We start from the raw sequence: 25312 nt of genomic DNA, 5'->3' as shown, positions 1-25312 counted from the left end.
CAATGACAGCACTAGATGTGCAGTTCCTGCAATTTTTCTTTCGGCAGGGCCAGCTCTTCGTTGCTGTTAACGCGGACATCGCGGTCGAGAATGTGACGAGCGATTTCCTGCGCTTCTTCCAGCGAGTGCATGGTATAGGTGCCGCACTGGTAGACGTTCAGTTCCGGGATCTGGCTCTGTTCTTTCACCTTCAGCACATCGGCCATCGCCGCTTTCCACGCATCCGCAACGCGCTGCTCATCCGGCGTGCCAATCAGGCTCATGTAGAAGCCCGTGCGACAACCCATCGGCGAAATATCGATGATCTCAACGCCGTTTCCGTTGAGGTGGTTACGCATGAAACCAGCAAACAGATGCTCAAGCGTGTGGATCCCTTTTTCCGGCATGACTTCTTTGTTAGGCACGCAGAAACGCAGGTCGAATACGGTGATGGTGTCGCCATGCGGCGTGTCCATGGTCTTGGCTACACGGACAGCAGGGGCTTCCATACGGGTATGATCGACAGTGAAGCTATCCAACAATGGCATTTAGTCACCTCCGACAGTGATTTTTTTTAAATAAAAATGAACTCTTCTTTTTCATGCGAGTCTGAGTATATGAAAGACGCGCATTTGTTATCATCATCCCTGATTTTCAGAGATGAAATTTTGGCCACAGCGATGTGGCCTTTTTCTTTTCTGTCAGGCGTGACGCGCGAGTAACGCTTCAAATGACTCGGTATCCCGGGCTTCAACCTCTGCCTGACGCGCCAGCGATGCTTTGCACTCGGCGATAAAATCTTCCTCATGCAGGATTTCCAGCGGCTCTTCGCGAAGCTGTGAACGATACTGATCGCCCAGCGCTTTGCCGGTGCCGCCAATTCCGTTATCGATCATCGAACGCAGGATGCGCGCCGAGAAGGTAAGCTCCGGATCGTCGAAGCTGGCGACCAGTTGTTCACACACCTGTTCGTATTCGTTGCCACCGTACACGCCATCGAGCGTCTGCGCCACTCGTTTCAAATCCCGGAACAGATCCTTGCCGACGTTCGCCAGCGGGAATTGTGCGGTTTCACAGCCAATACCCAGCGTCAGCCCAGGTTTACGGCCTTCAAGAATCACGCGATTCCAGTTTGTACGCGTACACAGCAGTTCGTCGCTGCTCATCTCCGGCGCATCGGCCAGCACGCACCAGACCATAAACAGATCGAGGAAACGAACCTGCTGCTCGTCAACGCCAATCGCCGTGAAGGGGTTGATGTCCAGCGAGCGCACTTCAATATATTCAATGCCGCCGCGCAGCAGCGCGTCCGACGGTGTTTCACCGCTACGGGTCACGCGTTTCGGGCGAATCGGCGCATACAGTTCGTTCTCGATCTGCAAAATATTGGTATTGATTTGCAGATACTTATCGTCTTTCTTCAGACCAATTTTAGCGTACTCTTCCGAAGGCGTTTTTATCGCCCGCTTCAGCGCCACCACATAATCGTGCAGATTGTTAAAGGTGATGCCCAGATTGTTCTGCGATTTATTGGTATAGCCCAGATCGCTTAAGCGCAGCGATGTGGCATACGGCAGGTAATACATACCGTTCGGCGTTTTCTCAAACGGCAGCGTGGTCGGTTTCCCTTGCAGGAACGACGAACAGATTGCCGGAGACGCACCGAACAGATACGGGATCACCCAGCCAAAACGGTAATAGTTACGGATCAGGCGGAAATAGCCGTCGGATACTGTTTCTTTATCGGTACCGCCGCTTTTCGCTTCCCAGAATGCCATCGGCAACGAGAAGTTATAATGCACGCCGGAAATGGTTTGCATCAGCGCGCCATAGCGGTTTTTCAACCCTTCGCGATAGAGCGTTTTCAGGCGACCGATGTTGGAGGTGCCGTACTGCGCCAGCTCAATCTGCTGACCGTCTTTGATATAGCACGGCATACTCAGCGGCCACATCCGCTCGTCACCAATCTGGCGCGCGGTGTAGCGATGAATATCGCGCATGATCGTCAACATATGGTCGATATCGCTATCGACCGGCGTAATAAACTCCAGAAGTGCTTCCGCAAAATCAGTGGTGATCCACTGATGAGTTAAGGCAGAGCCGAGCGTCGCCGCATGACCGGTGGTCGCCAGTGAGCCGTCTGCGTTTACGCGCAGCGTCTCACGTTCAAGACCGCGTTGGATCCCCTTTACTGCCTGAGGATGTTTTTCCAGCCAGGACAATGCCTGTGATACGTCCGGGATCAAGTTGACCTCCCGCCTGTAATAATCATTTTATTAAGCATAATTGTAATGGTTGACGATTAAAGGTCACTCACTCAGTCCAATTAGTGCCACCACGTCATACCTTGTAGCGTTACCAGGGCTATCGCCATATAGCGTAACGCCTTGCCAAGGCATAAAAAAAACAGCACTGGTCCCCATGAAAGGCGCATCCAGCCCGCCAGCAGACACAGCACATCGCCTATAACAGGCATCCAGCTCAGAAGCAGCGCTGCCGCGCCGTAACGTCTGAGCCAGTGAGTCGCTTTTTCCTGCCAGCGCGATGTTTTACGCTGCGGAAAGAAACGCCCAAGAATAACGTTAGTCAGCCCTCCAAGGCTATTACCCATTGTTGCTATTACTACGAGCAGCCAGGGCTGACTGACACCAGAGAGCAGCATCGCAATCAGCACAACCTCAGAATTGCCGGGCAACAGCGTGGCGCTGAGGAAGCTACTGGCAAACAATGACAGGAGCGACAGGCTGTCACTCACAATAAGCGTACATCAACTGCATCCATACCGGCGGCCTGCGCTGCCTGGATACCAAAATCTGCATCTTCAAATACTACGCATTGCGTCGGCTCCACGCCCATTTGTTGGGCGCAAAGCAGGAAAGTATCCGGTGCAGGTTTGTGATTTTTAACATGATCGGCGGCAACAACCGCATTGAAATAGTGACGCAGGCCAAGGTGCGCCAATAGCGCTTCTGCAATAGCGCTTTCACTGCCGGTTCCCACCGACATGGGACGACGGCCGTGCCACTCTTTTACAACTTCGATTAATGGCAAAGGGCGCACTGAATCCAGCAGCATTGCTTTGACCGCTGCGGTTTTCTCCTGCGCCAGCGCATGCGGATCGAGATCGCCCTGATTAGCTTCAATGATGAACTGCGCGATACGCCAGGTCGGTGAGCCGTTTAGCCCGACCATTGACTGCTCGTCAAAACGCATCCCGTAACGCCCCAGCACTTCATGCCAGGCTTTACGGTGGGTCGGCTCGGTGTCCAGAATAGTGCCATCCATATCAAAAATCAGACCAGCGTAACGTTCGTACATCATGTTCTCACAAAGCGGATAACAAACAGTTACTTTAACGTAAACAGCGTTTTTTGTCGCTGCTGGCAAGAGAAAGCTGAGATGCCTTTACTGGAAGGGGGTTCGCAGAATACGTTTTTTCAGAAGAGGTGGAGCTTGTAGAACATGAGTGGAGATTTTGCAGAGAGATGGTGCATCCGGGAGGATGACTCGTCTTTCGACTCGCCCTGCGGGCCGTTGCTAAAGCAAAGTTATCCACCCTGGTGCCAACGGTTTTATCCGCGACGCCAGAAACATCCGGCTGGCTGTTATTTTATAAGAAGATGGTGCATCCGGGAGGATTCGAACCTCCGACCGCTCGGTTCGTAGCCGAGTACTCTATCCAGCTGAGCTACGGATGCATTGGGAATGCTTATTTACTACGCTGATTCAGTGCTGCGTTCCTCGCCACACTGACAAAGATGATGCATCCGGGAGGATGACTCGTCTTTCGACTCGTCCTGCGGGCAGTTGCTAAAGCAACGTTATCCCCCCTGGTGCAGGCGGTTTTATCCACCGTTATGGAAACGACAAACTCGCTGTCACTTCTTCACAATATGGTGCATCCGGGAGGATTCGAACCTCCGACCGCTCGGTTCGTAGCCGAGTACTCTATCCAGCTGAGCTACGGATGCATCGGGAATACTTGTTTACTACGCTGATTTAGTGCTGCCTTCCTTGCGACACTAATAAAAATGGTGCATCCGGGAGGATGACTCGTCTTTCGACTCGCCCTGTGGGCCGTTGCTAAAGCAACGTTATCCACCCTGGTGCAGGCGGTTTTATCCACCGTTATGGAAACGACAAACTCGCTGTCACTTCTTCACAATATGGTGCATCCGGGAGGATTCGAACCTCCGACCGCTCGGTTCGTAGCCGAGTACTCTATCCAGCTGAGCTACGGATGCATCGGGAATACTTGTTTACTACGCTGATTCAGTGCTGCATTCCTCGCCACACTGACAAAGATGGTGCATCCGGGAGGATGACTCGTCTTTCGACTCGCCCTGCGGGCCGTTGCTAAAGCAACGTTATCCACCCTGGTGCAGGCGGTTTTATCCGCCGTTTCGGAAACAACAAATTCGCTGTCATTCCCTCAAAATATGGTGCATCCGGGAGGATTCGAACCTCCGACCGCTCGGTTCGTAGCCGAGTACTCTATCCAGCTGAGCTACGGATGCAAAATGGCGGTGAGGCGGGGATTCGAACCCCGGATGCAGCTTTTGACCGCATACTCCCTTAGCAGGGGAGCGCCTTCAGCCTCTCGGCCACCTCACCACACGCCTCTTTCGAGTGCTTTGAAGAACTTGTTGAGAGCTCATCGTCGCTGCGTGGCGCACATATTACTTTCTGGGACTTATAAGTCAAACAATTTTTCCAGCCCCTGAATCGTTTGCACACTTCGCAGTCAATTAGCCTGTAAAAAGGCCAAAAAGGATGTTTTCTCAGCAGAATTTCCGCCGCTTCGCTGGAGAAAAACAGAAACAAACCTGCCACGAAAATACGAGCCTGATATAAAAAATCAGCGGGCTGAAATAAAAAGGAAACCTGGAGAGGAGAAAATCCGGAGGAGGTGTTGCGTCTCGCCGTACAACCGCGAGACGCATAATAGCATCAGTAGTTGGACTGCTGTGATTTTTCAGCCTGGATACGCTGGTAGATCTCTTCACGGTGAACAGATACTTCTTTCGGGGCATTAACGCCAATGCGCACCTGGTTACCCTTAACCCCTAAGACAGTCACAGTGACCTCATCCCCAATCATGAGGGTTTCACCAACTCGACGAGTCAGAATCAGCATTCTTTGCTCCTTGAAAGATTAAAAGAGTCGGGTCTCTCTGTATCCCGGCATTATCCATCATATAACGCCAAAAAGTAAGCGATGACAAACACGTAAAGTGTAAGCAGTCACGGCATCACATTCTGTTAAACGTAAGTTTAGCCGATATACACAACTTCAACCTGACTTTCTTGTTATCAATAGCGTAGTGGCAACAAGGCCATAATCGGTAAGATTATGGCCTGTGCATTCGCTTTGTAGTTATGACAGTTTCGCGCTTACCCAGTCTTTAACACTGGCAAGAGCAGCGGGAAGCGCAGCCGCGTCGGTACCACCGGCTTGCGCCATGTCCGGACGTCCCCCCCCTTTGCCCCCAACCTGCTGGGCAACCATACCAACCAGATCCCCTGCTTTCACACGGTCAGTCACATCCTTCGAGACGCCCGCAATCAGAGAAACTTTCCCTTCAGCCACAGTGGCGAGAACAATAACAGAAGCGCCTAACTGGTTCTTCAGATCGTCCACCATGGTACGCAGCATCTTCGGCTCGACGCCTGCCAGTTCGCTGACCAGCAGTTTCACGCCGTTAACTTCAATCGCTTTGCCGGACAGGTTCGCGCTCTCCTGCGCTGCTGCCTGCTCTTTAAGCTGCTGCAACTCTTTTTCCAGCTGACGCGTACGATCGATAACGGTACGCACTTTGTCACTGAGGTTCTGGCTATCGCCTTTCAGCAACTGCGCGATATCGTGCAGTTGGTCGCTCTGCGCATGCAGGCTGGCAATCGCACCTTCACCGGTAACCGCTTCGATACGACGAACGCCAGCAGCAGTGCCTGATTCAGACACAATGCGGAACAGACCAATATCACCGGTGCGGGACGCGTGCGTACCACCGCACAGTTCGGTAGAGAAATCGCCCATGCTCAGTACACGCACGCGCTCATCGTATTTCTCGCCAAACAGCGCCATCGCGCCATTCGCTTTCGCGGCTTCCAGATCCATGATATTGGTTTCGATCGGCAGGTTACGGCGAATCTGCGCGTTCACCAGATCTTCCACCGCGCGGATCTCAGACGGTTTCATCGCCTCGAAATGAGAGAAGTCAAAGCGCAGCGCTTTGTCATTCACCAGCGAACCTTTCTGCGCGACGTGAGTACCAAGAACGGTACGCAACGCAGCGTGCATCAGGTGCGTTGCAGAGTGATTCAGGCGGATGCGCGCGCGACGCGCTTCGTCGACTTCTGCTTTCACACCGTCACCCACTTTCAGGGTCCCGGTCGCCAGCTTGCCGATGTGGCCAATCGCCTGACCATATTTCTGCGTATCCTGCACGGTAAACGTAAAACCGTTGCCTTTCAGTTCGCCTTTATCGCCAACCTGACCGCCGGATTCTGCATAGAATGGCGTTTCATCAAGCACGACAACCGCTTCCTGGCCTGCAGCAATCGCGTTCACCGGTTTGCCGTCGACAAACAGCGCGGTCACTTTGCCGTTCAGTTCAAGGTGATCGTAGCCTTTAAATTCCGACGCGCTATCAACGCGAATCATCGCGTTGTAGTCTGCGCCAAATCCGCTGGATTCGCGTGCGCGGCGGCGCTGCTCTTCCATGGCGGCTTCAAAACCGGCTTCATCAATTTTCAGGTTACGCTCGCGGCAAACGTCCGCGGTCAGATCCATCGGGAAACCGTAGGTATCGTACAGACGGAAGACTGTTTCGCCGTCCAGCGTATCCCCTTTCAGTTTTGCCAGCTCTTCGTCCAGCAGCGCCAGACCGCGCTCCAGAGTACGGGCAAACTGCTCTTCTTCAGTTTTCAGAACCTGTTCAACCTGCGCCTGCTGGCGTTGCAGATCTTCACCGGCAGAGCCCATCACAGCGATCAGCGGCGCAACCAGTTTATAGAAGAAGGTGTCCTTCGCGCCCAGCATGTTACCGTGGCGGATAGCACGACGGATGATACGACGCAGCACATAGCCGCGGTTTTCGTTCGATGGGATCACACCGTCAGCAATAAGGAAAGCACAGGAACGAATGTGGTCCGCGATAACGCGCAGGGATTTGTTGCTCAAATCCGTCGCACCGGTCACTTTCGCTACGGCTTCGATCAGCTTAACGAACAGATCGATTTCATAGTTGGAATTCACATGTTGCAGTACGGCTGCCACACGCTCCAGGCCCATACCGGTATCCACTGACGGTTTCGGCAGCGGTTCCATGGTGCCATCGGCCTGGCGGTTAAACTGCATAAAGACGATGTTCCAGATTTCGATGTAACGGTCACCATCTTCTTCCGGACTGCCCGGAGGGCCGCCCCAGATGTGATCGCCATGATCGTAGAAAATCTCGGTACACGGACCGCACGGACCAGTATCGCCCATCTGCCAGAAGTTATCAGACGCGTAAGCTGCGCCTTTGTTATCACCGATGCGAATAATACGCTCACGCGGGATACCAACTTCTTTTTCCCAAATTTCGTAGGCTTCATCATCCGTTTCGTACACCGTCACCCACAGACGCTCTTTCGGCAGGTTGAACCAGTTTTCACCGGTCAGCAGTTCCCATGCATACTGAATAGCATCATGTTTGAAGTAATCGCCGAAGCTAAAGTTGCCCAGCATTTCAAAAAAGGTGTGATGACGTGCAGTGTAACCGACGTTTTCCAGGTCATTGTGTTTACCACCGGCACGGACACAACGCTGTGCCGTGGTGGCGCGGGAATAATTACGTTTGTCGAGCCCAAGGAACACATCCTTGAACTGGTTCATCCCTGCGTTGGTAAACAGCAAAGTCGGGTCGTTATTTGGCACAAGGGAGCTGCTGGCAACTACCTGGTGTCCTTTGCTATGGAAAAAATCGAGAAACGCCTGACGGATCTCAGCGGTGCTCTTGCTCATAATTATCCTGAAATCAAGCTAACGAAATGTGGTAACCAGCCGCCGCCATGACATAGCAGACGCGCCAGTTACTGGAAAAAGTGGGAATAAGATAAGTTTTCTTTAGTGCGAAGTAAAATCCCGTATGCGCTCAGTCGGCAAAATTTCGCCATATCTCCTGAATATCTTCCTGCAAAAAGCCACGATAGAGCAAAAAGCGTTGCACTTTTACTTTCGCGACAAACTCTGTCGGCAGTGGTTCTCCATACTTGCGCAGCGCCTGATCGCGAGCGCTGGCGACCCAGTCGATATCGCATTCGCGCATCGCCTGTTCCGTCGTTTCCCGCGCTATCCCTTTTTGATTCAGTTCCTGGCGAATACGAACAGGCCCATAGCCTTTGCGCGCCCGGCTGGCGATAAACTGACGCACGAAACGGGCATCATCGAGAAAATGGTGCTCAAGACACCACTCTACAATCTGCACCACCTCTTCTTCCGTACAGTCGAGTTCCTCCGGGCCGTTTTTCCCCATTACCGGCGCCGTCAATTTGCGGCGAAACTCTTTTTCACTGTGATCGCGCATCGCCAGAATCCGCATCGCCCGATCGCGCAAACGGGGAAGAGCAGAGCGGCGGGGAGTATCGTCAGACATGGCTCATTCCTGTGGTCGCAGAAAAGCAAAAGGGCTGCATCAGCAGCCCTCGATTGCGGTTCAGATTATCAGAAATCTTCGTTGGTTTCTTCAACGTCTTCGCCGTTGCTATCCACCGAGAATTCCGCAGCGGAATTCTGATTACTGAGCAGAATCTCGCGCACTTTTTTCTCGATCTCTTTCGCCGTTGCCGGGTTCTCTTTCAGCCAGGTTGTTGCATTCGCTTTACCCTGTCCGATTTTTTCACCGTTGTAGCTGTACCAGGCACCCGCTTTTTCAATCAGCTTCTCTTTCACGCCAAGGTCAACCAGCTCGCCGTAGAAGTTGATACCTTCACCGTAAAGGATCTGGAATTCAGCCTGTTTGAACGGCGCAGCGATTTTGTTTTTCACCACTTTTACGCGGGTTTCGCTGCCGATAACGTTGTCACCCTCTTTTACCGCACCGATACGGCGAATATCCAGGCGCACAGAAGCGTAGAACTTCAGTGCGTTACCGCCGGTGGTGGTTTCCGGGTTACCGAACATCACACCAATTTTCATACGGATCTGGTTGATAAAGATCAGCAGCGTATTGGACTGTTTCAGGTTACCGGCCAGCTTACGCATCGCCTGGCTCATCATACGTGCCGCGAGGCCCATGTGAGAGTCACCGATTTCGCCTTCGATTTCCGCTTTCGGCGTTAATGCCGCCACGGAGTCGACAACCAGCACGTCAACTGCGCCGGAGCGCGCCAGCGCATCACAGATCTCCAGCGCCTGCTCACCGGTGTCCGGCTGGGAGCACAGCAGGTTGTCGATATCAACGCCCAGCTTACGGGCATAGATAGGATCCAGCGCGTGTTCCGCATCGATAAACGCACAGGTTTTACCTTCGCGCTGCGCTGCAGCAATCACCTGCAATGTCAGCGTGGTTTTACCGGATGATTCCGGCCCGTAGATTTCGACGATACGCCCCATCGGCAGACCGCCCGCGCCCAGCGCGATATCCAGCGAGAGCGAACCGGTGGAGATGGTTTCCACATCCATGGAGCGGTCTTCACCCAGACGCATGATGGAGCCTTTACCGAATTGCTTTTCGATCTGACCCAGTGCAGCTGCAAGCGCCTTTTGTTTGTTTTCGTCGATAGCCATTATTACTCCTGTCATGCAGAGTGAAGCGCGTTACGCCCCGCGGTGAATTACTGTTCTGTTGTCGCAATTATACTGTATGGTCATACAGTATCAAGTCTTTTGTAGAAAATGTTGCCAGAGGGTTTGCAGCGCATAAGCCGTCGCCTGCCTGCGCACCGCTTCGCGATCGCCAGGAAAGCATTCGCGCCGCGTAATCCCTTCCCCACTGACGCTGGCAATGCCAAACCAGACGGTGCCGACCGGCTTCGCTTCACTGCCGCCATCCGGCCCGGCGATACCGCTGATCGAAATAGCATAATCGGCACGCGCCGCTTTCAGCGCGCCAATCGCCATTTCCACCACCACCGGCTCGCTCACAGCACCGTGCGCATCCAGCGTGTCGGGCTGCACGCCAATCATTTGCGCTTTTGCTTCATTACTGTAGGTAACAAACCCACGTTCAAACCAGGCGGAACTGCCGGCAATGTCAGTGATGACCTTTGCAACCCAGCCGCCGGTGCAGGATTCCGCCGTCGTTAGCGTTGCGCCGCGCGCTTTTAACGCCTGCCCGATACGCTCACTCAGTTGCATTAATTCAGTGTCCGTCATGATGGCTCCCGTGCACAAAAATCGTGGCGGAAAAGATACCACTTTCCGGGCAAATATGGGGATGGGTTAATGAATTTACGAGGAGGCTTCCGAAAAAAGCGCGGTAGAGAAAATGGCGGCCCTAACCACAGACCCGGCCGCCGGGTAATTCGCCGGATAGCGGTTGCCGCTTATCCGGCTTATTGGGAGTTATTTCATGCTGTTTGCGATGGTGTCAACGTTATGGCGAAACGCTTTCTGATAAGTATCCGCCACGCCGCCTTTCGCGCTGAGCGCTTCCGGATAGAGTTCACCGCCCGGCTGCGCGCCGGTCGCGCTGGCAATCTGTTTTACCAGACGCGGATCGAGCTGGTTCTCCATAAACCAGACGTGAACGCCATCGGCTTTAATCTGTTTAATCAACGACGCTACCTGTGCTGCGCTGGCTTCACTCTCCGAGGAGATCCCCTGCGGCGCCATAAACTCAACATTGTAGGCACGGGCGAAATAGCCGAAGGCATCATGGCTGGTCAGCACTTTACGTTTCGCCTGCGGGATAGCGCTGAAGCGCTCTTTCGCCCAGCTATCCATTTGTTTTAACTCGGCGATATAGCGCTGGCCGGAAGCATTAAGCGCGGCTTCATCTGCCGGATCGGCTTTCACCAGCGCGGCCAGAATATTTTGTGCATACAGCGCACCGTTGGCGGCGCTGTTCCAGGCGTGAGGATCGGTCACGGTTTTACCATCCTCTTCCAGAGTATGCGTGGATACGCCAGTTGAAGCCACCACCAGTTGGCCTTTAAAACCGGAGGCTTTCACCAGCCTGTCGAGCCAGCCTTCCAGCCCTAAACCATTAACCACCACTACATCGGCTTTATTCAGCAGCGCGCTGTCTTTTGCCGAGGGTTCAAAGGTATGCGGATCGCCATCCGGCCCGACCAGCGCCGTCACCTTTACATGATCGCCGCCAACTTCTTGTGCGATATCACCGAGAATAGAAAAACTGGCCACCACATTTAATGTTTTTGCCATCGCGCCCTGCGCCATCAAGCCCAGCGCAAGCGCCAGCATCACCCCTGTACGTTTCATCATTTCCCCTTGCTATGTTAAAAGCGCACGCAGGCTTTGAGCCAGCCCGCTGCGCGTGCCAAATAAAATGGAAAAAAAGAACACCGCGCTGGCGGTCAGCACAATGGCGGGGCCAGCAGGCAGGCCCGCCATCCACGATAAACTTAAGCCCAGCCAGGCGCAGAGCGCGCCGGTTATCGCCGCCAGCAGTAACAACGCCGGTAGCGTGCGCACCCAACAGCGCGCCGCCACTGCGGGCAGCATCATGACGCCCACCGCCATCAACGTGCCGAGGACCTGAAACCCGGCCACCAGGTTTAATACCAGTAACGCCAGAAACAGCCCGTGCAGCAATCCCGGCAAGCGGGATGCATTCACCTGCAAAAACGCACTGTCGAACGCTTCGCTGACCAGCCCGCGATACCCCACCGCCAGCACGATCAGCGTCAGGCTGGCGACACCCGCGACAAACAGCGCCGCATCACTATCCACCGCCAGAATCGAACCAAACAGTAGGTGCAACAGGTCAACGTTCGAACCGCGTAACGACACCAGCGTGACGCCCAGCGCCAGCGAGCCGAGATAAAAACCGGCAAAGCTGGCGTCCTCTTTCAGCGGCGTACGGCGGCTGACCCAGCCAGCGACCAGCGCCACGGTGATGCCTGCAATGAAACCACCAATACTCATCGCCAGCAGCGACATGCCGTTCAGCAAGTAACCGACTGCCACACCCGGCAAAATGGCGTGCGAAAGCGCATCACCCATCAGGCTCATACGACGCAGCAGCAAAAAGACCCCCAGCGCCGTGGTGCTAACCGAAAGCGCCATGCAAACCACCAGTGCGCGGCGCATAAAACCAAATTCAATAAACGGCTGGAAAAAGAGATGCCAGATCATGCGCTGCACACCTCAGCCGTCGCCTGAGACTGAGCGGATGCGCCCCACTGCGCGGCTTTTTCGCCAAGGCGCAAGGTTTGCGGAAAGTAACGCGCCACGCGTTCACTATCATGTAGCACCGCCAGAATGGTCTGCCCTTCGCGATGCATATCAACGATTTGTTCCATCAATATCTGCGAGGTAATTTCATCAATGCCAGTGAAGGGTTCATCCAGCATGACCAGCGGCGCGTTTTGTACCCAGACGCGGGCAAATAACATGCGCTGGAATTGCCCTCCGGAGAGCGTATCAATGGTTTCACGCGCCATGGCCGTTAAGCCCACGCGTTCCAGCCCTTGTGCAACCCGCATACGCGCATCACGATTCAGGCCGCGAAACAGGGAGATACGCGGCCAACAGCCCATGCAAACCACATCCTGAACGGTAAGCGGAAATTGTGATTCCAGCGCGTGACGCTGCGCCAGCCAGCCAATTGTCGGGCGTGATGGTTGCCAGCGCAGCACGCCGCTCACCGGAGGTAAAAATCCGGCCAGCGTTTTTAATAATGTCGATTTGCCGCAGCCGTTAGCGCCGACAATAGCGGTCATACTTCCGCGCTCCAGCGTGCCGCAGAGCGAAGGGGTAATTGCCAGCCGGTCATATCCCGCCACTAAATGGTCAAGTTCAATCATGGCAACGTGACCGCCCAATCAGTCAGGAGCCAGAGCACCAGCAATAACGCGACGGCCAGCAGCAACCGGGTCGCACCAGACAGAGAAAACAGAGTTACGGGGATCATCGATACGCCTCAAATATGTTATAACGTAACAATAAACATTCACGGCGTTGATGTAAATGCAGAGGCGAAACGGGAGTGCATCGAAATGTTTCAGATTCCCCTCCAGTAGGCTATCTCTTGATCAGATCGTCTGATCAAGAGGCTTCGCTGGGTGATATTCTTCAACGATATTCTGAAGCCTGAACCAGGCCGTGCCATATCACTACCCAGCTGTCATCCATCGCCCCATCTTCGCAAGAGCCATTTACACTCATGTTTTTCCCATGGATGGGAAAAAGGCTCAAAAAAATCCCCGACGACCACATCAGGGATTTGAGTATAAGAAACAGAAAAGGGAAAGGGGGGAAAACGCGCTGTCCACATAAGATACCGTTCGTGTCACGTCACATTCAAACGATCATATTCTTTGCATAACAACCACTTCACGGGGACATCCTCCTCAATGGTCGGAAAACGCCCGCCAGGTTCGAGGAAATAGTTATCGCGCTTATCGTCATTCACCATCGAAATCTCCCAACCGAGCACAAGCGTTTTCTCGGCCCAGAAACGGTGATACAAACGCGGCGGCAGACACACCCCCTGCCCCGGTTTTAACACCAGCGTCTCGCCGGGCTTAAACGTACGTTGCCGCCCGTCCACGCTCACTTCAACCATGCGCCGCTCGTCAAACAGCGCCTCATCCGTCGCCCAGCCGAGCTGCATACACAAATCGCCGCGGCCCCGGTTCAGAATGTCTTTCATCTTATGGGTATGAAAATGCCACGGCGTCTGCTGCTCCTGCTGAATTTGCAGCATCTTTTCGGCATACGGCTTTGGGTACGCTCTCGAATTCAGCGCGCCGTTACGCAACGTTAGCAGCGTCAGGCCAATCTTGCCGAAATCACCCCGGCCAAAATCGGTGATATCCCAGCCCAACTGCAGATCCAGCACTTCGCCCCACTCCCCCAGCGGCTGCTTTCGCCAGGCATCGGCGGTAAAAAATGCAAACTCCGGCAGGCACACCCCGAACGTCTCGGCGATGGCATGAGCTTTATCAATGGCATAGTTAATCTGTGAACGTTTCATTCTGTTCTCCCGGTTCGAATGGCAAGCCAGGCAGCGCCACGCATGCCGCTGCTGTCGCCGTGATGGGCTTTCACGATGGGGGTGGAGAAATGATCGGTAAAAACGAAGTGGGCCACTTCGGTGTCCAGGTTCGCGATAAGCAACGCCGCATTCGACAGCCCGCCGCCAATCACAATCACACCTGGATCGAGAAGATTCACTACCGTCGCCAGAGTGCGAGCAAGCTGCTGGCGAAACCGCGCTACCTGCCGCACGGCATCGGGCTCCCCCTGCTGCGCCAGCGCCACAATCGCATCGCCCGTAAGATGCTGTCCGTTAAGCCATTGATAGCGTTCGCTCAACCCCGTCCCGGAGACAAACGACTCCACGCAGTTATCTTTACCGCAGTAACAGCGCACTGGCGGCCCATCGAGTTGCTCGCTGTAGCCAGGCAGGGTGATATGTCCGCACTCGGCGGCATTCCCCCACGCGCCAACAAACGGCTGGCGGTGAATGGCTATCCCGCCACCGCAGCCGGTACCGAGCGTGATACCGAACACGACTTCATGCTGCTGCCCCGCACCGTCACAGGCTTCCGACAAAGCGAAACAGTTTCCGTCGTTTGCCATCACCATTGTCTGCCCCAGCAACTGCTGGAGATCCGTCTGCAACGCGCGACCATTAATTACCTGGATATTAGAGTTCTTAATCAGACCGCTCAGCGGCGAGACGCTGCCCGGCAGGGCAATCCCCGTCATCATCGGCAGTTGTATGTCATGGCTAATCTGGTCGATAAAGGCGACCACCGATTCCACAAACTGCGGATAACTCGCTTTCTGCGTCGGGCAACGGTAACGGGCTATTTCCTGCCCTTGTGCGTCCATCACCACCGCCGCCATTTTCGTGCCGCCGATATCCAGCCCCAGGTAGTACATATCTCTTTCCTTATTGCGAAAAAGGCGGGCGAACCCGCCTTAATGGCCTTAGTAGAGTGATGCTTTCCCGGTTGATCCAAACAGCTTCATTTTGTGGCGGATCACATCTCGCGCAGCGTTGATCGCATCCGGATAGATCACGTTCGGATCCCACCAGGTTTCTCTGGCAAGGATCTCACGCACTTTCTGGAAGTAGGCGTACTTCATGTCGCTGGAGATATTGATTTTGCCCACCCCCAGGGTCACGGACTCGGCGATTTCTACATCCGGGTTGGCCGAACCTCCGTGTAGCACCAGCGGAATATCCAGACGCCCGGCAATGTCGCGCAGAATGTTCATTTGCAGCTTCGGCTGCATCCCTTTCGGGTAGATACCATGTGCCGTCCCGATCGCCACCGCCAGAGTATCTGCCCCGGTGCGGGCAATAAAATCCTCTGCCTGTGCCGGGTCGGTATAGGTCACTTCCGACACGCCGCCTTCCACAGACGTGCCCGTCTGGCCGATGGTGCCCAGTTCCCCTTCCACCGAAACGCCCACCGCATGCGCCAGACGCACCACTTCTTTGGTCAGCGCCACGTTCTCCTCATAGGGCAGTAACGAGCCGTCGATCATTACCGAGGTGAAGCCGCACTGGATTGCCCGAAGCACATGCTCGACCGATGCACCGTGATCCAGGTGCAGGGTGAACGGCACCGGGCTGCGCATGGTGATATCGCGGACATAGCCGAAAAAGCTATCCCCGACAAAATCGTGTTCGCTGGGGTGGATAGAGATAATTGCAGGCGTGTTGGTGGCTTCCGCTTCTTCCACCACCGCGCGAATGAAGCAGCTGTCCGCCACGTTGAACGCACCAATAGCGAAACCGTGTTGGCGGGTGGGTTTCAGTAACTCTTTCATCGAAATTAACATGTTAATTCTCCAGTTTCAGGGTGTAGCAGGCCCTGCCGGTGCATCGTTGCAGAGGCATAGAAGGCGTTACAGAAAAATGAATCAGGCTTTGCCGATGGCGCCGCTGGCCTGTAGATACGGGATAATGGCTTCCTCGCTGGCCTGCTCCATGGCCATCAGCACATCCACCAGTTCGCGAGAATGGTCATGACACAGGGTATGCAGCAGCGCGGCTTTCCCGGCTTCGAACACCGCAGCGCCGACGTTGATCTTGGCGACACCAAAGGACGGACAGCGCTGCATCTGGTCAAACGGGGTTCCGCTGCCGCCGTGCAATGCCAGGGGCACCGTCGATTTACGCGCCACCTCTTCCAGGCGTTGAAAATCGATGGCGGGCGTGATGCCGGGGGCGTACATGCCGTGCGCGGTTCCGACTGACACTGCCAGAAGGTCAATCCCAGTCTGCTGGATAAACGGCTCGACGTCGGCGGCCTGGGTCATCAGATCCGCATTGGTGGCGTGATCGTAGCGCGGTGCATCGGCCAGATGGCCTAACTCCCCCTCCACACACAGCCCGGCGCTGGCAGCCAGCTCAACCACCGCGCGGGTCTGACGGACGTTCTCTTCCAGCGGGAAGGCGGACGCATCAATCATCAGCCCGCTAAACCCGGCGCGAAACGCCTGGCGAATACGCACGGGATCTTTCCCGTGGTCCAGCGCCAGTGTGACCGGCACCGTGGCCTCCTCGGCCAACGCTTTTACCACCGCCACGGCAACCGGTGCCGGGAAATGGGCAAGATGCTCCTGATACAGGTTCAGGATGATCGGTGCGCGGTGTTTCTCGGCAACCCGAACCGCCGCACGGGCGCTTTCCAGGTTCATACAGTTGATAGCGAGCAACGCATAGTGTTCACACCAGGCTTTGGTCACCATGCTTTTCATATCGGCAAACATAGGGTCTCCGTTTATTCCAGGGTGAAGGTGATCTCTTCGTCTTTCAGTTTCTTATCGCTGAGCTCGTCAAACTCTTCGTCGCGTTCGGTCACCGGTTTCTTCCACAGCGACAGCATCACGCCGCAGATAACCGTGCCGATCCCCAGCGCCAGGCAGAACAGCAGCGGATGGGTAAACAGCGGGACCACGAACATGCCACCGTGCGGCACCGGGCTTTCCACGCCCCACACCATGATCAGGCCACCCGCAATAGCCGAGGCCACCACACAGGAGCCGACCACGCGCAGCAGGTCACGCGCCGCAATCGGGATAACTCCTTCGGTAATCATGCAGATCCCCATCGGGAAGGCGGCTTTCAGCGCTTCACGTTCAGCGCGGGTGTATTTGTGGCGTGTCAGCAGGAACGAGAGGGTAATGCCGAACGGCGGAATGATAGAGCCGACAAACTTCACCGCTTCCGGCCCGTACACACCACTCACCAGCAGCCCATCGGCGAACAGCGACATGGTTTTGTTCACCGGGCCGCCGAAGTCGAACGTCGCCATTGCACCGAGGATGGCCCCCATCAGGAAGCGTGAACCACCCTGCATCGACTCCAGCATGTGGATCAGCGCTTCCTGCAGCCAGGCGATGGGTTTGCCGATCAGCGTCATCATCAGCAGGCCGCCGATAATGGTGCTCAGCACTGGCAGCACCATGATAGGCATCAGACCCTGCATTGATTTCGGCAGGCGAATATAGTGTTTAAGCAGCAGGACGGTGTAACCCACCAGGAAACCACCCAGCATCCCACCAATAAACCCGGTATGAATCTGTCCGCAGATAAAGCCAACAATCAGGCCCGGTGCGAATCCGGGACGGTCAGCAATGGAGTAGGCAATGGCGGCGCTGATCAGGGGTACAATCAATCCCATTCCCCAGCCGCCAATCTGATTGAGCATCCAGGGGATGGTGCCCGTTTTTTCTCCAACGTTTGTGCCGCCGAGTACCTGGCCGAGGGCAATACAAATGCCCGCTGCCACAATTAACGGAATCATCCACGAGATGCCCGTCAAAAGATGTCTTTTTATTTCCTGCGAAACAGGAACTTTATTTTCACTCATGTGACCTCCAGATAAGGATCACGCATTAGCTAATGATTTCTCGACCTTTTCAAGAAACTGAACGGGTGATTTAATGACAATTTCGGTTTTAACTCGCACGATGCGTTTATTAATGAAGCGCTCTTCTCCTTTTATTTTGACATCGACCGCAAGAATAACGACGTCGGCTGCGGAAATATCTTCCGCCAGCAACTCATTTTCAGTACCGATAGTGCCCTGAGTTTCAATTTTAATATTATGCCCAAGCGCTTTCGCGCCTTTAATTAACTTCTCGCGGGCAATATACGTATGTGCAATTCCTGCCGTACAGGCAGCGACACAAACAATATTCATAACATACCCCACTTTTTATTTAGCAAACATCGGATTCAGCATATTGACTAAACAAGTCAATAATCTTTTGTGGACTGCTCTCTTCAAGTAATTGCTCGATGATGTCTTCATCCGCCAGTGCACCTGCCACCTGAGAAAGCAGGCGAATATGCGTCGTATTTTGATCTTCAAGCCGTACAGCAAATAAAATAATGCAGCGCACGTTACTGCCATCCAGTGTTTCCCAGGGAATATCGTGGTGTGTGCGTCCAATCGCCAGGGTGGTATTAACTACCGCCGAGGATTTACCATGGGGTATCGCGATATGATTTTCGAAGCCGGTCGATCCTTCTGATTCACGTTGCCAGACATCCTGAATAAACGTTTCCCGGCAACTAATAGCGCCATCTTTTTGTAAAAGATCGGTTAATTCCTCAATCGCCTCCGTTTTATTCGTAGCTTTCATATTCAAAATAACGCGATTTGTATTCAGGATTTTTGTTATGTCCATTAAACATACCTCATGGATTCAGATATTAATGTTCGACGACCAGAGACGTCGCACGATGCAATTTTTCCGTAATAATCGTTTCCGTCACGCGCTTAATATCGGCGTCATTAAAAAAAGCGGTGACGTATACCACTGGCAGAGCAATGGCCGGCAGATTGATCGTCGAGACAACCAGTTCAATATCTTCTGTCAGTACCGACGGCAAGCTCCCCGCAGAAACCACGCCAACGATGGTCCAGTCCGGGAAGGCGCGCAGAATGCGGCTTTTCAGCAGATGCGAGGTTCCGACACCCGTCGAACAGACCAGCAGTACGCGCTTACGGGCAATCTGTCGCTCCATCGCCGCCTGGAAATGCACGGTTAAATAGCCGACTTCATCTTCCGATACCGCCTGCTCGCCCCAGCCGCTGAACACCCGGTTCACCGCACACTGGGTCAGCCGCCAGACGTCCTGTAACTCGCCTTTGATATCGTCCAGCAGCGGGTTACGAATGCAAATCTGGTAATTGAGACGGTTAATCAATGGCTTAATGTGAATCAGTAGCCCGTCGTACAGCGCGATGTCCTGGCTAAAATCACTGTCGACCATATCGGCGAAGGTTGCGATAAGCCGGCAGGTAATCAGCCGGGCCTCATCGCTGGAGTGCATATGGCCAATCACGCTGACGTCGTTATGCTCTTCGATGACCACACCGGAAGAGATAATATATTGATAAATAAACCAAACTTCGTCTTCCGGCAGCGGATGGGCAATGCGTGTTTCGATACGCTGAATCATGCGGCTGGCAACAGAAAAGATGTTTTCATCGAAGACGCTGGCGTTATCGTCCTTTTTCGGCAGCGCATTGCCGCGCGTAATACGGTACATCATGATCAGGATATGAGTAAAAATATTGACGTAATACGGCTCGCCCAGCGACCAGCAGAGATCGTTTTCCATCTCCTGTAATAATGACTGAACGAATAAAACGTCTTCTTCGCCAAAATAATGGACCAGCGCGTTATAACTTCCCGGGTCGAGGCGGGAATAGATCACGCTGCCCGGTTCGTTATGGTTAATGATGCCATTAATCAGCGATGCCATTGCCTGACGCACACTACTTTCGCTGCCTTCGATATGCGTTCCGCTCTGGCTACGAATCAACGTCAATCCCAGCGGAGCAATCCAGGATTCAATCACTTTCAGATCGTTAACGATTGAAGCATTGCTGATAAAATAGCGTTCTGACAATTTGCTGATGGACGTTTCATGTGGCGTTTCGCTTAATAATTGTGAGGCTATTTTCACTCGCCGGGAATTGTTCATCATGCCATCGGTATCGTCACCTTCCACACTAAGTAGCTGCTCAAGATGCAACAGGTCCGTTATATTATCTGCGCTTAACATGACCCCGGCACCGGCACGTTTATTTATGCGAATACTCCATTCTGCTAGCCACGGCTCCAGCATTCGGAAATCGCGTTGAATGGTTTTTTCCGAAACATTTAAGTATTCAGCGATTTTTAACAAGGTAATAAATTCCCTTCGTGGAAGAAGGAATTTCAATAATCTGTTTTGTCGCGAGGTAATCATTTGCATTATTTACCCTTACGCAGATTAAAAATAATTAAGAAGCTCTGAACACATAAGCTCCACTTGCAATCCGTGATGATAAATATAAGAGGGCATTGAAATAACGACAATACTAAATCGTGTCCTGCCTTCCGGACAGAGAATAAGACAAGAAGGGGAATCTAAGAGATATTTCCAGCGCAGATCACACTTTTCACGCTAATTAACGTGATAGCGCTCGCAAATATGGGGAGGATAAAATTTTAAATCAGATAATTCTTTTGCGGATGTCCGGCGTTGCCCGTGTCAGGTTCAAAAAAATCCCTGACGACCACATCAGGGATTTGTGTATAAGAGACAGCCCGCAGAAGGGGAAGGGATCAGCGCACGCGCGCTAACGCTACAGCCTGGCCGAGCTGCCAGACCGCCATCGCGTAGTGGGTGCTGTGGTTATAGCGGGTGATGGTGTAGAAGTTCGGCAACCCGTACCAGTATTCATAACCAGTACCAATATCCAGGCGCAGCAGGCTGGCCTGTTGATGATTGCCCAGCGGCTGCTGCGGCGTTAAACCTGCCGCCGCCAGCTGTCCGACGCTGTAGTTGGTTTTAAAGCCATTCTCCAGCCCCGGCGCCTGGCCGTTGGCCGGAACGGCCACCAGATCGCCTTTCACCCAGCCGTGCTGTTTGAAGTAGTTCGCCACGCTGCCGATGGCATCGACCGGATCCCACAGGTTGATGTGACCATCACCATTAAAATCAACGGCAAACTCTTTATAGGAGGAAGGCATAAACTGGCCGTAACCCATTGCTCCGGCGAAAGAACCTTTCAAATCGAGCGGATCATCACTCTCATCGCGCGCCATCAGCAGGAAGGTTTCCAGTTCGCTGGCAAAGTATTGCGCGCGGCGCGGATAAGCAAAGGCCAGCGTCGCCAGACCATCCAGAATACGGGTTTTGCCCATTACACGGCCCCAGCGCGTTTCCACGCCAATAATGCCGACGATGATTTCCGGCGGTACGCCATAGACCATCCACGCGCGATTGAGCGCATCTTCGTACTGGTTCCAGAACGCCACGCCGTTTTGCACGTTATCCGGGGTAATGAACTGTTTGCGATAGCGCAGCCAGGCGCCATTCGGCCCCGTCGGCCCGGTGTATATCGGCGCCTGTTTATCCATCAGGCGCAGCACGTAGTCCAGACGTTTCGCCTGCGACAGAATTTCGTGCAGTTGCTGGCGGTCAAAACCGTGCTTACTCACCATCATATCGATGAATTGTTCAGCGGCCGGATTATTGGCGAAGTCGCCGCCGGTCATCACTACCGAATGCTGCGGCTCCAGCAGAAAACCGCCGGAAGGCTTAGGTGATACGGTTTGAGGGGTTTCGGCAAGCTGGGGTTTACTGCTACAGGCGCAGAGCACAACAAACGCAGGCAGCAACGCTGCGTAATAACGCTTCAACATGGGACATCCATTTTAAACGAATTCAGCCAGGAGCAAGTATGGTAAAGCATCTGGCTATCCACAAGGAAGCAACATCAGGCCTGCGCGCACGATCGCACCCCACTTTTTCTCTTCTCATTGCGTGTTCATTTAAAAGCGTCGCTCTTCGCATAATCTTTCACAATGATCATTTTTTCTTTCATAACGAGATCTAAATAACACATTTCAACCTTTCATCATGATTATGATAGCGCACGGTTAAACAACAAAACGACAACCCTACAGGAGAGAACAATGGAAACCATCACGCATGGTGCCGAATGGTTCATCGGGCTGTTTCAGAAAGGCGGAGAAGTTTTTACCGGCATGGTGACCGGTATTCTGCCGCTGCTGATAAGCCTGCTGGTAATCATGAATGCGCTGATTAACTTTATTGGTCAGCAGCGAATTGAAAAGCTCGCGCAGCGCTGCGCGGGCAATCCGCTGACCCGTTACTTACTGCTGCCGTGCGTCGGCACTTTTGTCTTCTGCAACCCGATGACATTAAGCCTTGGGCGCTTTATGCCGGAGCGCTACAAACCCAGTTATTACGCTGCGGCGTCTTACAGTTGCCACTCAATGAACGGCCTGTTTCCGCACATTAATCCCGGCGAACTGTTTGTCTATCTCGGCATTGCCAACGGCCTGACCACGCTCGGTTTACCGTTAGGCCCGCTGGCAGTGAGCTATCTGCTGGTTGGCCTGGTCACTAACTTCTTCCGTGGCTGGATTACCGATCTCACAACGGCCATTTTCGAGAAGAAAATGGGGATTCAACTTGAACAGGATGTCCAACTCGCCGGAGCAACATCATGACCCACATTGTGATTGAAAAAGGCGCTGGCGGTTGGGGCGGCCCGCTGGAAATCGACGCCAGCGTTGAGAAGAAAATCGTCTATATCACTGCCGGAACACGTCCGGCCATCGTTGACAAGCTGGCGCAACTTACCGGCTGGCAGGCGGTGGACGGTTTTAAAGAGGGCGAACCACCGGAAACAGAGATCGGCGTGGCGGTGATTGACTGTGGCGGCACGCTGCGCTGCGGCATCTACCCGAAACGGCGCATCCCGACGGTGAACATCCACGCAACGGGAAAATCCGGGCCGCTGGCGCAATACATCCTCGAAGATATCTATGTCTCTGGCGTGAAAGAGGAAAACATTCATCTGCAAGGCGAAGCGGCCACGGCCAAACCGGCCGCCCGGCGGGAGTACGACAGCAGTAAAAAAATCACCGAGCAGAGCGACGGGCTATTGGCAAAAGTCGGTATGGGCATGGGCTCGGCAGTGGCGGTGCTATTCCAGGCCGGGCGCGACACCATCGATACGGTGCTGAAAACCATCCTGCCGTTTATGGCCTTCGTCTCGGCGTTAATCGGCATCATTATCGCCTCCGGTCTCGGCGACTGGATCGCCCACGGTCTGGCGCCGCTGGCCAGCCATCCGTTGGGTCTGGTGACGCTGGCGCTGATCTGCTCTTTCCCGCTGCTGTCGCCGTTTCTCGGCCCTGGTGCCGTGATCGCGCAGGTGATTGGCGTGCTGATCGGCGTGCAAATTGGCCAGGGGAATATCCCACCGCATCTCGCCCTGCCCGCGCTGTTTGCCATTAACGCACAGGCGGCTTGCGACTTTATCCCTGTCGGTTTGTCGCTGGCGGAAGCCCGCCAGGACACGGTTCGCGTCGGGGTGCCCTCAGTGCTGGTCAGCCGCTTTTTGACCGGTGCGCCAACGGTGCTGATTGCCTGGTTTGTTTCCGGTTTCATTTATCAGTAAGGAGCTGTCATGAGCGTTATTTATCAAACCACCATTACCCGCATTGGCGACAGCGCAGCGGATGCGCTCAGTGACAACATGCTGATTACATTCAGGGAAGGTGCGCCCGCCGATGTTGCCGAGTTCTGTTTTATCCATAACCACGGTGCGCTTAGCGGCGCACTGCTACCCGGCGCGCAATTCGAGCTTGGCGAACAACATTACCCGGTCACCGCCGTTGGCGACGTCGCCGAACAGAATTTACGTGAGCTTGGCCATATCACCCTGCGTTTTGATGGGCAAACGCAGGCGGAATACCCCGGAACGGTACATGTCGCAGGCCCGGTGCCGGACACTATCGCCCCCGGCTGCATTTTGAAATTTGTCGCTTAAGTCGTAAGGAGAAGAGTATGAAACAGGTTGCCGTAGTCATTGGCGGAGGACAAACCCTCGGGGCGTTCCTGTGCCGTGGGCTTGCCGCAGAAGGATACCGCGTGGCGGTAGTGGATATTCAGAGTGATAAAGCGGCGAATGTCGCCCAGGAGATCAACAGCGAGTTTGGCGAAGGGATGGCCTACGGCTTTGGCGCGGATGCCACCAGCGAACACAGCGTGCTGGCTCTGGCGCGCGGCGTGGACGAAATTTTTGGCCGTGCAGATCTGCTGGTCTACAGCGCCGGCATCGCCAAGGCGGCTTTTATCAGCGATTTTGCGCTGGGGGATTTTGACCGCTCGCTACAGGTCAACCTGGTTGGCTATTTCCTCTGCGCACGCGAATTCGCCAAATTGATGATTCGCGACGGTATTCAGGGGCGCATTATCCAGATCAACTCAAAATCCGGCAAAGTGGGCAGCAAACACAATTCCGGCTACAGCGCGGCAAAATTCGGCGGCGTCGGCTTAACCCAGTCGCTGGCGCTGGATCTGGCGGAATATGGCATTACGGTACATTCGCTGATGCTGGGCAACCTGTTGAAATCGCCGATGTTCCAGTCACTTATCCCGCAATACGCCAGCAAACTGGGCATTGCGGCTGACGAGGTTGAGCAGTACTACATCGACAAAGTGCCGCTGAAACGCGGCTGCGACTATCAGGACGTGCTGAATGTGCTGATGTTTTACGCCAGCCCGAAAGCCTCTTACTGCACCGGGCAGTCGATTAACGTGACCGGCGGCCAGGTGATGTTCTGACAATGCATGCGCCATCATCTGATGGCGCTTTGCTTACAGGCCTGTGCGTACTGTCTGAAAGCGAAACGTCGCAGGCCGGATAAGGCGTTACCCTGACGCAACAATAAAGGAGGACAGAATGGTTTCAGCCCTGATTACCGTCGCCGCCATCGCCTGGCTCAGCCAGCTAGCGCTTGGCGGCTGGCAAATCCGCCAGTTCAACCGGGCGTTCGACGCGTTGTGCCAGCGCGGACGCGTCGGCGTTGGCCGCTCCGGCGGGCGCTTTAAACCCCGCGTCGTTCTCGCCATCGCTTTTGATAAGCAGGACTGCGTTTGCGATACGCTGCTGATGCGCGGCATTACGGTTTTCGCCCGCCCGGCAAAAATCAACCATTTAATCGGTGTGAAAAGAGAGGAATTAGAGCCTGATGTGATCTTTCCCCATGATCCAGCCTGTCAGAATGCTCTATCATTAGCGCTTAAAATGAAACATTGATAATTTCGTTGTGAACGCTATTAGCTTGCGAAATTATCATTTCGCAACGTAACGCA

General features: G+C 54.1%; 26 protein-coding genes and 5 tRNA genes. 5 read left to right on the top strand and 26 right to left on the bottom strand.

What is annotated here, in order from left to right:
* Positions 1-11: 11 nt before the first annotated feature.
* The 26 genes from luxS to mltB all read right to left on the bottom strand — a co-directional run bounded on the left by luxS (position 12) and on the right by mltB (position 21822).
* Positions 12-527 (bottom strand): S-ribosylhomocysteine lyase, encoded by a 516-nt coding sequence (gene luxS / locus Y71_RS05825; protein WP_007370566.1) that lies wholly within the window; start codon positions 525-527, stop codon positions 12-14.
* A gap of 153 nt (positions 528-680) precedes the next feature.
* A complete protein-coding gene (gshA, locus tag Y71_RS05820) occupies positions 681-2225 on the bottom strand; it encodes a glutamate--cysteine ligase (protein WP_007370565.1) in 1545 nt (514 codons plus the stop codon).
* An 80-nt stretch (positions 2226-2305) separates the two neighbouring features.
* Positions 2306-2734, bottom strand: a complete 429-nt coding sequence (locus tag Y71_RS05815; RefSeq protein ID WP_007370564.1) for a YqaA family protein — start codon at positions 2732-2734, stop codon at positions 2306-2308.
* Complete coding sequence (gene yqaB / locus Y71_RS05810; RefSeq protein ID WP_007370563.1) at positions 2731-3297, bottom strand: fructose-1-phosphate/6-phosphogluconate phosphatase; 567 nt, start codon at positions 3295-3297, stop codon at positions 2731-2733. Before yqaB ends, Y71_RS05815 begins: the two co-directional genes overlap by 4 nt.
* 303 nt (positions 3298-3600) lie before the next feature.
* A tRNA-Arg gene (locus tag Y71_RS05805) sits at positions 3601-3677 on the bottom strand.
* Between the two features lie 196 nt (positions 3678-3873).
* Positions 3874-3950, bottom strand: a tRNA-Arg gene (locus Y71_RS05800).
* 196 nt (positions 3951-4146) lie between these two features.
* Positions 4147-4223 (bottom strand) — tRNA-Arg (locus Y71_RS05795).
* A 196-nt stretch (positions 4224-4419) separates the two neighbouring features.
* Positions 4420-4496, bottom strand: a tRNA-Arg gene (locus Y71_RS05790).
* 4 nt (positions 4497-4500) lie between these two features.
* Positions 4501-4593, bottom strand: a tRNA-Ser gene (locus tag Y71_RS05785).
* A 336-nt stretch (positions 4594-4929) separates the two neighbouring features.
* Positions 4930-5115 carry a carbon storage regulator CsrA gene (csrA, locus tag Y71_RS05780; RefSeq protein WP_007370562.1) on the bottom strand — a complete coding sequence of 62 codons (186 nt, stop codon included), beginning with the start codon at positions 5113-5115 and terminating at the stop codon, positions 4930-4932.
* Between the two features lie 240 nt (positions 5116-5355).
* Positions 5356-7986 carry an alanine--tRNA ligase gene (gene alaS / locus Y71_RS05775; protein WP_035942094.1) on the bottom strand — a complete coding sequence of 877 codons (2631 nt, stop codon included), beginning with the start codon at positions 7984-7986 and terminating at the stop codon, positions 5356-5358.
* Positions 7987-8116: 130 nt separating this feature from the next.
* Positions 8117-8617: a recombination regulator RecX gene (gene recX, locus Y71_RS05770; protein ID WP_007370559.1), complete on the bottom strand. Its 501-nt coding sequence runs from the start codon at positions 8615-8617 to the stop codon at positions 8117-8119.
* A 68-nt stretch (positions 8618-8685) separates the two neighbouring features.
* Positions 8686-9750, bottom strand: a complete 1065-nt coding sequence (recA, locus tag Y71_RS05765; RefSeq protein WP_007370558.1) for a recombinase RecA — start codon at positions 9748-9750, stop codon at positions 8686-8688.
* Between the two features lie 90 nt (positions 9751-9840).
* The gene (pncC, locus tag Y71_RS05760) at positions 9841-10338 is read right to left on the bottom strand and encodes a nicotinamide-nucleotide amidase (protein WP_007370557.1); all 498 of its coding nucleotides are present in this window, start codon (positions 10336-10338) and stop codon (positions 9841-9843) included.
* Between the two features lie 189 nt (positions 10339-10527).
* The gene (locus tag Y71_RS05755; RefSeq protein WP_007370556.1) at positions 10528-11406 is read right to left on the bottom strand and encodes a metal ABC transporter substrate-binding protein; all 879 of its coding nucleotides are present in this window, start codon (positions 11404-11406) and stop codon (positions 10528-10530) included.
* Between the two features lie 12 nt (positions 11407-11418).
* Positions 11419-12282, bottom strand: coding sequence for a metal ABC transporter permease (locus Y71_RS05750; RefSeq protein ID WP_007370555.1), 864 nt, complete (start codon positions 12280-12282; stop codon positions 11419-11421).
* On the bottom strand, positions 12279-12953 hold the full coding sequence (locus Y71_RS05745; protein ID WP_007370554.1) for a metal ABC transporter ATP-binding protein: 675 nt from the start codon (positions 12951-12953) through the stop codon (positions 12279-12281). Before Y71_RS05745 ends, Y71_RS05750 begins: the two co-directional genes overlap by 4 nt.
* 485 nt (positions 12954-13438) lie before the next feature.
* Positions 13439-14125: a D-lyxose/D-mannose family sugar isomerase gene (locus tag Y71_RS05735; protein ID WP_007370553.1), complete on the bottom strand. Its 687-nt coding sequence runs from the start codon at positions 14123-14125 to the stop codon at positions 13439-13441.
* The gene (locus Y71_RS05730) at positions 14122-15039 is read right to left on the bottom strand and encodes an ROK family protein (protein WP_007370552.1); all 918 of its coding nucleotides are present in this window, start codon (positions 15037-15039) and stop codon (positions 14122-14124) included. The genes Y71_RS05735 and Y71_RS05730 overlap by 4 nt, the downstream gene beginning before the upstream one ends.
* Before the next feature lie 48 nt (positions 15040-15087).
* Positions 15088-15948: a ketose-bisphosphate aldolase gene (locus tag Y71_RS05725; protein WP_007370551.1), complete on the bottom strand. Its 861-nt coding sequence runs from the start codon at positions 15946-15948 to the stop codon at positions 15088-15090.
* Positions 15949-16029: 81 nt separating this feature from the next.
* Positions 16030-16881 (bottom strand): class II fructose-bisphosphate aldolase, encoded by an 852-nt coding sequence (locus Y71_RS05720; RefSeq protein ID WP_007370550.1) that lies wholly within the window; start codon positions 16879-16881, stop codon positions 16030-16032.
* A gap of 11 nt (positions 16882-16892) precedes the next feature.
* A complete protein-coding gene (locus tag Y71_RS05715; protein WP_007370549.1) occupies positions 16893-17984 on the bottom strand; it encodes a PTS fructose transporter subunit IIC in 1092 nt (363 codons plus the stop codon).
* An 18-nt stretch (positions 17985-18002) separates the two neighbouring features.
* Positions 18003-18317, bottom strand: coding sequence for a PTS fructose transporter subunit IIB (locus Y71_RS05710; RefSeq protein ID WP_007370548.1), 315 nt, complete (start codon positions 18315-18317; stop codon positions 18003-18005).
* Positions 18318-18336: 19 nt separating this feature from the next.
* Positions 18337-18807 carry a PTS sugar transporter subunit IIA gene (locus Y71_RS05705; protein ID WP_007370547.1) on the bottom strand — a complete coding sequence of 157 codons (471 nt, stop codon included), beginning with the start codon at positions 18805-18807 and terminating at the stop codon, positions 18337-18339.
* 25 nt (positions 18808-18832) lie between these two features.
* Entirely contained in the window at positions 18833-20386 is a 1554-nt protein-coding gene (locus Y71_RS05700; protein WP_035942092.1) for a BglG family transcription antiterminator, read from the bottom strand.
* Positions 20387-20739: 353 nt separating this feature from the next.
* The gene (mltB, locus tag Y71_RS05695; protein ID WP_007370545.1) at positions 20740-21822 is read right to left on the bottom strand and encodes a lytic murein transglycosylase B; all 1083 of its coding nucleotides are present in this window, start codon (positions 21820-21822) and stop codon (positions 20740-20742) included.
* A 273-nt stretch (positions 21823-22095) separates the two neighbouring features.
* Between mltB and srlA the strand changes: the two genes are divergently transcribed.
* From srlA to gutM, 5 genes are all read left to right on the top strand, one after another.
* Positions 22096-22656 (top strand): PTS glucitol/sorbitol transporter subunit IIC, encoded by a 561-nt coding sequence (gene srlA / locus Y71_RS05690; protein ID WP_007370544.1) that lies wholly within the window; start codon positions 22096-22098, stop codon positions 22654-22656.
* On the top strand, positions 22653-23612 hold the full coding sequence (gene srlE, locus Y71_RS05685) for a PTS glucitol/sorbitol transporter subunit IIB (protein ID WP_007370543.1): 960 nt from the start codon (positions 22653-22655) through the stop codon (positions 23610-23612). The genes srlA and srlE overlap by 4 nt, the downstream gene beginning before the upstream one ends.
* A gap of 9 nt (positions 23613-23621) precedes the next feature.
* A complete protein-coding gene (srlB, locus tag Y71_RS05680) occupies positions 23622-23984 on the top strand; it encodes a PTS glucitol/sorbitol transporter subunit IIA (RefSeq protein WP_007370542.1) in 363 nt (120 codons plus the stop codon).
* 17 nt (positions 23985-24001) lie between these two features.
* Positions 24002-24781, top strand: coding sequence for a sorbitol-6-phosphate dehydrogenase (gene srlD, locus Y71_RS05675; protein WP_007370541.1), 780 nt, complete (start codon positions 24002-24004; stop codon positions 24779-24781).
* A 118-nt stretch (positions 24782-24899) separates the two neighbouring features.
* Positions 24900-25256, top strand: coding sequence for a transcriptional regulator GutM (gene gutM, locus Y71_RS05670; protein ID WP_007370540.1), 357 nt, complete (start codon positions 24900-24902; stop codon positions 25254-25256).
* The last annotated feature ends 56 nt before the right edge of the window (positions 25257-25312 follow it).

Origin of the sequence: Kosakonia radicincitans DSM 16656 (assembly GCF_000280495.2) — a bacterium.
Classification (GTDB): domain Bacteria; phylum Pseudomonadota; class Gammaproteobacteria; order Enterobacterales; family Enterobacteriaceae; genus Kosakonia; species Kosakonia radicincitans.
The sequence above is the reverse complement of the archived record's forward strand: the minus strand, read 5'-3'. Positions and strand labels throughout refer to the sequence as shown.

Bases quoted from the DNA above. Each gene is read 5' to 3' on its own strand.
- Y71_RS05745 (WP_007370554.1), bottom strand. From the start codon at position 12,953: ATGATTGAACTTGACCATTTAGTGGCGGGATATGACCGGCTGGCAATT.
- yqaB (WP_007370563.1), bottom strand. From the start codon at position 3,297: ATGTACGAACGTTACGCTGGTCTGATTTTTGATATGGATGGCACTATT.
- recX (WP_007370559.1), bottom strand. From the start codon at position 8,617: ATGTCTGACGATACTCCCCGCCGCTCTGCTCTTCCCCGTTTGCGCGAT.
- srlE (WP_007370543.1), top strand. From the start codon at position 22,653: ATGACCCACATTGTGATTGAAAAAGGCGCTGGCGGTTGGGGCGGCCCG.
- Y71_RS05735 (WP_007370553.1), bottom strand. From the start codon at position 14,125: ATGAAACGTTCACAGATTAACTATGCCATTGATAAAGCTCATGCCATC.
- Y71_RS05725 (WP_007370551.1), bottom strand. From the start codon at position 15,948: ATGTTAATTTCGATGAAAGAGTTACTGAAACCCACCCGCCAACACGGT.
- mltB (WP_007370545.1), bottom strand. From the start codon at position 21,822: ATGTTGAAGCGTTATTACGCAGCGTTGCTGCCTGCGTTTGTTGTGCTC.
- alaS (WP_035942094.1), bottom strand. From the start codon at position 7,986: ATGAGCAAGAGCACCGCTGAGATCCGTCAGGCGTTTCTCGATTTTTTC.
- luxS (WP_007370566.1), bottom strand. From the start codon at position 527: ATGCCATTGTTGGATAGCTTCACTGTCGATCATACCCGTATGGAAGCC.
- Y71_RS05715 (WP_007370549.1), bottom strand. From the start codon at position 17,984: ATGAGTGAAAATAAAGTTCCTGTTTCGCAGGAAATAAAAAGACATCTT.
- Y71_RS05720 (WP_007370550.1), bottom strand. From the start codon at position 16,881: ATGTTTGCCGATATGAAAAGCATGGTGACCAAAGCCTGGTGTGAACAC.
- Y71_RS05755 (WP_007370556.1), bottom strand. From the start codon at position 11,406: ATGAAACGTACAGGGGTGATGCTGGCGCTTGCGCTGGGCTTGATGGCG.
- srlA (WP_007370544.1), top strand. From the start codon at position 22,096: ATGGAAACCATCACGCATGGTGCCGAATGGTTCATCGGGCTGTTTCAG.
- srlD (WP_007370541.1), top strand. From the start codon at position 24,002: ATGAAACAGGTTGCCGTAGTCATTGGCGGAGGACAAACCCTCGGGGCG.
- csrA (WP_007370562.1), bottom strand. From the start codon at position 5,115: ATGCTGATTCTGACTCGTCGAGTTGGTGAAACCCTCATGATTGGGGAT.
- recA (WP_007370558.1), bottom strand. From the start codon at position 9,750: ATGGCTATCGACGAAAACAAACAAAAGGCGCTTGCAGCTGCACTGGGT.
- srlB (WP_007370542.1), top strand. From the start codon at position 23,622: ATGAGCGTTATTTATCAAACCACCATTACCCGCATTGGCGACAGCGCA.
- gutM (WP_007370540.1), top strand. From the start codon at position 24,900: ATGGTTTCAGCCCTGATTACCGTCGCCGCCATCGCCTGGCTCAGCCAG.
- Y71_RS05705 (WP_007370547.1), bottom strand. From the start codon at position 18,807: ATGGACATAACAAAAATCCTGAATACAAATCGCGTTATTTTGAATATG.
- Y71_RS05750 (WP_007370555.1), bottom strand. From the start codon at position 12,282: ATGATCTGGCATCTCTTTTTCCAGCCGTTTATTGAATTTGGTTTTATG.
- Y71_RS05730 (WP_007370552.1), bottom strand. From the start codon at position 15,039: ATGTACTACCTGGGGCTGGATATCGGCGGCACGAAAATGGCGGCGGTG.
- Y71_RS05700 (WP_035942092.1), bottom strand. From the start codon at position 20,386: ATGCAAATGATTACCTCGCGACAAAACAGATTATTGAAATTCCTTCTT.
- pncC (WP_007370557.1), bottom strand. From the start codon at position 10,338: ATGACGGACACTGAATTAATGCAACTGAGTGAGCGTATCGGGCAGGCG.
- Y71_RS05710 (WP_007370548.1), bottom strand. From the start codon at position 18,317: ATGAATATTGTTTGTGTCGCTGCCTGTACGGCAGGAATTGCACATACG.